Here is a 6,000-nt window from a genome sequence, read left to right on the forward strand (position 1 = left end):
CCGCGGCCTGCGGAAATGCGCTTCCCGGAAATGTTTCCCGGACGTGAACGCGTATTTCCGGAAATGCTTCCCGGTCCGATCGGCGAGGCTGGTCAGGCCGCCGATCCGCGTGCCAGGATGACGCTCTCCCCAGGTTTCCACATCCGCCCGCACGGAACCTGAGAAGCGTCCAAGAAAGCGAGCACGATGAGCGACACGGCCACGCGGATCGCCCGGCGGACGTGGTGGCTGCCGTGGCTGATCGGCGCCGCCGTCGTGCCCGTCGGCGCGGCCACCGCGCTGCAGGCGCTGAGCACCGGCCAGCCGCTCAGCCGCACGTCCTTCGAGCTGCCGCGCAGCGCGCACCGGGTCGTCTACGAGGTCACCGGTTCCGGTTCCGCGCCGGAGATCCGGTACGTCATCGACGGCGTCAACCGCACCGAGACGCTGCGCGACGTGCCCCTGCCGTGGCGTCTGGAGCTCGACCTCGAAGTCGGTCCCGCGCTCGGCGTGGTCCAGGTGATGGCGGCCAGTCCGGGCGGCTGCGCCGTCTCCGTGGACGGCGTGGTCGTGCACAGCGCGAACGCCCTGGACGACTGGACCTCCGTCTCCTGCTCCTCGGTGATCCGGCCATGAGGGCCCGCGCCGCGATCGTGGCCGCTGCGCTGGCGTTCGGCCTGCTGGCCGCACCCGCCGCGCGGGCCGAGACGCGGGTGCTGGACAGCTGCGTCGCCACTGTCACCGAAGGCGACGAGCTCGCGCTGAGCCCGCTCGCCGTGCTCGACCCGGTGGTGTCCGTGCTGGCGCCGCTGGACCCGCTGAACGTCCTGGTGCCCGCGTTCGAGACCGCGTGGCGCGCGACCCCGCCGATCGAGTTGCCCGCGGCAGGCCCGGCCGGGATCGCCGGGGACGTCATCGCGGACGCCGTGCTCGCGCGGCTCACCGGCATCTCGGTGGTCGGCCCGGTGCTCGACGTGCTCGTCGGCCCGGTGCACGGCCTGCTGGCCGGCACCTGCCGCATCACCGTGGTCCGGGCCGAGGCGCCGCCCGCGGACCCGGTGACCGCGCCGCCACCACCGCCGCCCACGCTCGCCCCGCCGGAGCCCACGCTGCCCGCGGGCGGACCGGCCGGGGGAGGGGCGCCGGCCGAGCCGCCGCCGTACCAGGGCGACGGCCCGGCCGGCGCGCTCCCCGCGCCCGGATCGCACTACGAGGTGCAGAGCACCGTCCCGCAGGCGCAGTTCGACTCGGTGGCGCTGGGACGATCCCGCGTGGCGGCGACCGCCGAGGCGCTGCCCGCGGACGACCCGCGGCCGTGGGAAAGCCCGGCGATCCTCGCCGCGCTGCTCATCGCACTCGTCGGAATCCAGCTCGGCCGGACCTGGATTTTGCGCCGAACGGACGAATAGACTCCTCCCGGTGCGGGAGGCGAAGGGGATCCAGCGGGCGTTCCGCCCGCCCGCTGGATCCCAGGGGCCCTGTCCGCATTACAGGGCGACCTCCATGCTAATCCGTGGTACCCAAGAATTGCCTGAGAAAACCCCGCTGCCTGAGAAGACGCCGCGCCGTCCGGTGGCCGTCCACATCGGACAGCGCAGGTCACGCGCCGAGCGCTTCGCGCACCTCACGCACGACGGTGTCCACGTCGGCCTCGGAGAGCGCGGGGTGCACCGGCAGCGACAGGACCTCCTCGGTGACCTTCAACGCGACCGGGAAGTCCTGCCGGGACACGGCCGGGATCTGCGGGTGCTCACGGAAGCGGTCGTGGTCGAACACCAGCTTCGGGTGGTGCACCTCGGTTTCGACGCCGCGCTGGGCCAGTTCGGCGGCCAGCTCGTCGCGGGCGAGCATCGCGTGCGGGCCGATCAGCACGCTGTACCGGTGCCACGCGTGCTCGCGGCCGGGCAGCTCGGCGGGCACCGTGAGCCCGGGCGTGCCGGCCAGGCCGACGGACAGCTGCCGCGCGTTGCGCCGACGCGCCGCGAGCAGCTCGTCCAGCCGGTCCAGCTGCGGGATGCCGACGGCGGCGTGCAGTTCGGACATGCGGTGGTCCCGCAGCAGGCGCAGGCGATCGGCCAGCCCGGCGTCGTCGGTGGTGACCACGCCGCCCTCGCCGGTGGTCACGATCTTGTTGGCGGACAACGAAAAGCAGCCGACGCCGAACGACCCGGCCGCCCGCCCGGCGAAGGTCGCGCCGACCGCCTGGGCCGCGTCCTCGACCAGGTGCAGCCCGTGTTCCTCCGCCAGCGGGGCGAGCTTGCCCATGTCCGCGGTCTGGCCGTAGAGGTGGACCGGGAGGATCACGCGGGTCTCCGGCGTGATCTCGGCCGCGACCGCGTCCGGGTCGACCGCGAAGTCGTCGCGGGTGATGTCGGCGAAGCGGACGGTCGCGCCGGTCGCCAGGACCGCGCGAAGCGTCGCGGCGGCGGTGAGCGGCGACGTGATCACCTCGCCGCCGGGGCCGAGCCCGAGCGCCTCCAGCGCGGTGCGGAGCGCGGCGGTGCCGCTGCTCACGGCGACCGCGTGCGCGGTGCCCGCGGCGCGGGCGAAGGCGTCCTCGAAGCGGGCGACCACCGGGCCCCGCGTGAGCGTTCCCGACCGCAGCACCTCCACCACGAGGGATTCGGCATCGCGGGCGTCGACCGCGGTGACGGGGATCATCGGCTCGGCGTTTCCTTTACTGTGTTCGGCTCAGGCGTCCGTAAGACTGTACGAATGGAACCCGCGTGGTAAACCGCATCCACCCGACTGGTGCAGGTCCGGGCCGGCCGGAAGGCGCGCTCCGGTGACCCTGCTGGCTCCCGGCGCCCGGATCGTCGACGCCGAAACCGGCGCCGTCCTCGACGGTCCGGCGCTGATCACCGAGGTCGAACGGCGGGCCGACGAGCTCGCGGCCCTGCCGGACGGCGTGTTGTTCGCCCGCACCGGCGTCGACCTGAGCGGGGTGCTCACCTACGTCGCGGCGGTGCAGGCCGGGCGCGCGGTGGCGCTGGTCGACCCGGCGCTCGACGTCCCGGTGCTGGCCGGCCTGATCGAGCGGTTCCGCCCGGCGGCCGTGCTGGACGCGCCCGCCGCCGAGCCGCCAGCCGGGTACCGGGCCGCCGAGGGGAAGTGGCTGCGCCTCGACCGGGACGGGATCCGCCCGCACGGTGATCTCGCGGTGTTGCTGCCGACCAGCGGTTCGACCGGCAACCCGAAGCTGGTGCGGTTGTCCCGCAAGGCGATCCTGACCAACGCGCACGCGATCGCCGACGTGCTGGGCATCGACGAGCGCGAGGTCGCGCCCACCACGTTGCCGCTGCACTACGCGTACGGCCTGTCCGTGCTCAACTCGCACCTGGTCAGCGGCGCGACGGTCGTGGTCGAGCGGGAGGGCATCCTCGGCCGCGGGTTCTGGGACACGGTCGCCGCGCACGAGTGCACGTCGGTCGCCGGGGTGCCCTACCACTACGAGATGTTGCGGCGGTTGCGGTTCGACCCGGCGGCGAACCCGGGCGTGCACACGCTCACCCAGGCCGGCGGCCGGATGCGGCCGGAGCTGATCGCCGAGTTCGACACGCTGATGCGGTCGGCGGGCGGGCGGTTGTTCGTGATGTACGGCCAGACCGAGGCGGCGCCGCGCATGGCGATCATGCCGTCGGAGCGGCTGGCGGAGAAGATCGGCTCGGTGGGGCCCGCGCTGCCCGGCGGGCAGTTCGCGATCCGCCGCCCGGACGGCGGCGACACCACGCACCCCAAGATCACCGGCGAGATCGTCTACCGCGGGCCGAACGTGATGATGGGCTACGCGTCGACCGCGGAGGAGCTCGCGCTGGGCGACGAGTGCGGCGGCGTGCTCCCCACCGGCGACCTCGGGTACCTCGACGAGGAGGGATTCCTGTTCGTCACCGGGCGGCTCAAGCGGATCGGCAAGGTCTTCGGCAACCGGATCAGCCTGGACGACCTGGAGGCCGCGACGCGCGCGACCGGCCTGGGGATCGACATCGTGGCCGCCGTCCCGGCCGATGACAAGGTGGTGCTGTTCGCGGAGGGCGCCGCGGCCGACACCTGCAAGGCGGCGTCACACGCGCTCTCCGACCGGCTGCACCTGCACGCCTCGGGCTTCGACGTCCGCCCGATCGACACGATCCCGCTGCTGGCCAGCGGCAAGATCGACTACCAGGCGCTGGAGGAGCAGATCTGACCCGCGCGGGCGGGCAGCCGGCCGCCCGCGCACCGGTGCGGTGTAGCGAGCCCCGATGATCGGCCCCCGCCGCTACGGCGGCTTGCCACCTCGGGCCCTGCCACCCGGCGCCCGGCCCCTGCGGCGGCTCGCCCGCCTCGGGTTCCCTGCCGGCGCGGCATCGGCCGAGTAGGCGCTCGCCTCGCGAGCGGACCGCCCACCCCCGCCACCGCGGCCACCCACCGCGGCCACCCACCGCGGCGACCCACCACCGCCACCGCGGCGGCCAGCCATCCCTGCCACCGCGGCCACCCACTCCCGCCACCGCAGCGACTCACCCCCGCCACCACCGCGGCCCCCACCCCACCCACCAACCCCCGAAATGTCTCGGCGACGAAACAATCCGGGCGCGGGAGCGATACCTACGGCAAGGGTGGAGCGGCGTCACGGAGGGTGAGAGGTGCCTGGTGCCCTGGTCGCCGCGTGGCTGGCGCTGGCGGGGGTGGTGACCGCGGCGTGGCCGCGCGTCGCGACGCTGCGCGCGAACCGGGGCTGGATCCTGTTCCTCGCCCTTGTGTTCGCCCTGGTCCTGCAGCTCGTCGTGGCCACGGTGCCGGACGACGCGTTCGTCACGTTCCGCTACGCCCGCAACATGGCCGAGGGCTACGGCGCCGTCTACACGATCGGCGAGCGCACCCAGGGCCTGCCGAACTTCCTGTGGCTGGTGCTGGTCACGCTGCCCGGGGCGTTGTTCGGCGCGGACGTCGTCACCGGCGCGGTCGTGCTGGGCATCGCGTGCGCGCTCGGCTGCGTTGTCGTGGCGTACCTGCTGGCGAAGCGCTTCACGACCACCGCCGGGGTCCTCGCCGCGCTGCTCACCGCGGGGGCGAGCCTGTTCGCCTCGCACGGGCTGGCCGGCACCGAGACGCCGCTGTTCGTGCTGCTCGTGCTGGCCGGGTGCCTGGCCCTGGTCACCGGCCACCCGCTGGTCGCCGGAGTGCTCGCCGCGCTGGCCGTGATGACCCGCTCCGACGGCGTCGTGTTCGCGCTGCTCGGCGAGGTCTGGCTGCTGACGGCCGCGGTGCGGCGCCGGTCGAGTTGGTGGGGCCCCGCCGGCTACCTGCTGGGCGCGCTGGTGTTCCTCGTGCCGTGGTGGGCCTGGGAGGCGACCTACTACGGGCACGCCCGGAGCGGCTGGCCCGCGTCGTCCCACCTGCCGTACGGCTTCCTGCTGTGCGCACTGGCCGCGGTGGGCGCGGCAGTGGCGTCCGGCAGGACGAGCAACCGCCCGTCGCCACGGCCCCGGCGGCGGCTGGCCGAGCGGCGTGTCATGCCGGCGGTCGCGCTCGTGCTGTGCGCGGTCAGCGTGCCGGCCGCGTTCGCCGCCCAGCAGGTCGTGCACGTCGACCGCCAGCGGATGGCGCAGACCACCGAGATCGGTCACTGGCTGCGCGACCGCCTGCCGTCCGGGTCGAACATCGACACGTTCGGCAACGCCGCGCTGGCCTACCGCGCCGGCTCCCGCATGATGATCACCGGCGTCACCGGCTCCGCCCGCGACGACGAGTACGCGCCGGTCGCGCTGTTCGGCCTGCCGGTGCTCGCCGCGCCGCTGGCCTGGTACTCGCCGGCGCAGGACTGCGGGATCGCGGAGAAGTACGCGCAGCGCTACGAGGTCGCCACCTTCCAGCGCACCGGGCTGGGCTGGCTGACGCTGTACCTGCGCGCGGACAGCGAGTCCCGCCTGCTGTCCCAGCTCTCCGGCGATGAGCGGCTGACGTACGTGCCCTGCCCCTAGATGTGCTGTTCGGGGACGTTGGTGATGGGCTGACACGCTGAGGATGATCTTGATATGGGTG

5 protein-coding genes are annotated in these 6,000 nt (G+C 73.9%); 4 read left to right on the forward strand and 1 reads right to left on the reverse strand.

What is annotated here, in order from left to right; translation table 11 throughout:
* Positions 1-186: 186 nt before the first annotated feature.
* Positions 187-615: an MmpS family transport accessory protein gene (locus L2C96_RS21735; RefSeq protein ID WP_237337521.1), complete on the forward strand. Its 429-nt coding sequence runs from the start codon at positions 187-189 to the stop codon at positions 613-615.
* Complete coding sequence (locus tag L2C96_RS21740) at positions 612-1,388, forward strand: hypothetical protein (RefSeq protein ID WP_237337522.1); 777 nt, start codon at positions 612-614, stop codon at positions 1,386-1,388. Before L2C96_RS21735 ends, L2C96_RS21740 begins: the two co-directional genes overlap by 4 nt.
* A gap of 190 nt (positions 1,389-1,578) precedes the next feature.
* Here the strand turns inward: L2C96_RS21740 and L2C96_RS21745 are convergent, their stop codons facing one another.
* Positions 1,579-2,640 carry a DegT/DnrJ/EryC1/StrS family aminotransferase gene (locus tag L2C96_RS21745; RefSeq protein ID WP_237337523.1) on the reverse strand — a complete coding sequence of 354 codons (1,062 nt, stop codon included), beginning with the start codon at positions 2,638-2,640 and terminating at the stop codon, positions 1,579-1,581.
* Positions 2,641-2,764: 124 nt separating this feature from the next.
* On the opposite strand from L2C96_RS21745, the gene L2C96_RS21750 reads away from it, so the two are divergent.
* Both L2C96_RS21750 and L2C96_RS21755 read left to right on the forward strand, forming a co-directional pair.
* Positions 2,765-4,162: an AMP-binding protein gene (locus L2C96_RS21750; protein WP_237337524.1), complete on the forward strand. Its 1,398-nt coding sequence runs from the start codon at positions 2,765-2,767 to the stop codon at positions 4,160-4,162.
* Positions 4,163-4,601: 439 nt separating this feature from the next.
* Positions 4,602-5,939 (forward strand): ArnT family glycosyltransferase, encoded by a 1,338-nt coding sequence (locus L2C96_RS21755; protein ID WP_237337525.1) that lies wholly within the window; start codon positions 4,602-4,604, stop codon positions 5,937-5,939.
* The last annotated feature ends 61 nt before the right edge of the window (positions 5,940-6,000 follow it).

This window comes from Amycolatopsis tucumanensis, from assembly GCF_021654135.1.
Lineage (GTDB): Bacteria > Actinomycetota > Actinomycetes > Mycobacteriales > Pseudonocardiaceae > Amycolatopsis_E > Amycolatopsis_E tucumanensis.

Excerpts from the sequence above, each read along its gene's own strand:
- L2C96_RS21735 (WP_237337521.1), top strand. The coding sequence starts at position 187 with ATGAGCGACACGGCCACGCGGATCGCCCGGCGGACGTGGTGGCTGCCG.
- L2C96_RS21740 (WP_237337522.1), top strand. The coding sequence starts at position 612 with ATGAGGGCCCGCGCCGCGATCGTGGCCGCTGCGCTGGCGTTCGGCCTG.
- L2C96_RS21745 (WP_237337523.1), bottom strand. The coding sequence starts at position 2,640 with ATGATCCCCGTCACCGCGGTCGACGCCCGCGATGCCGAATCCCTCGTG.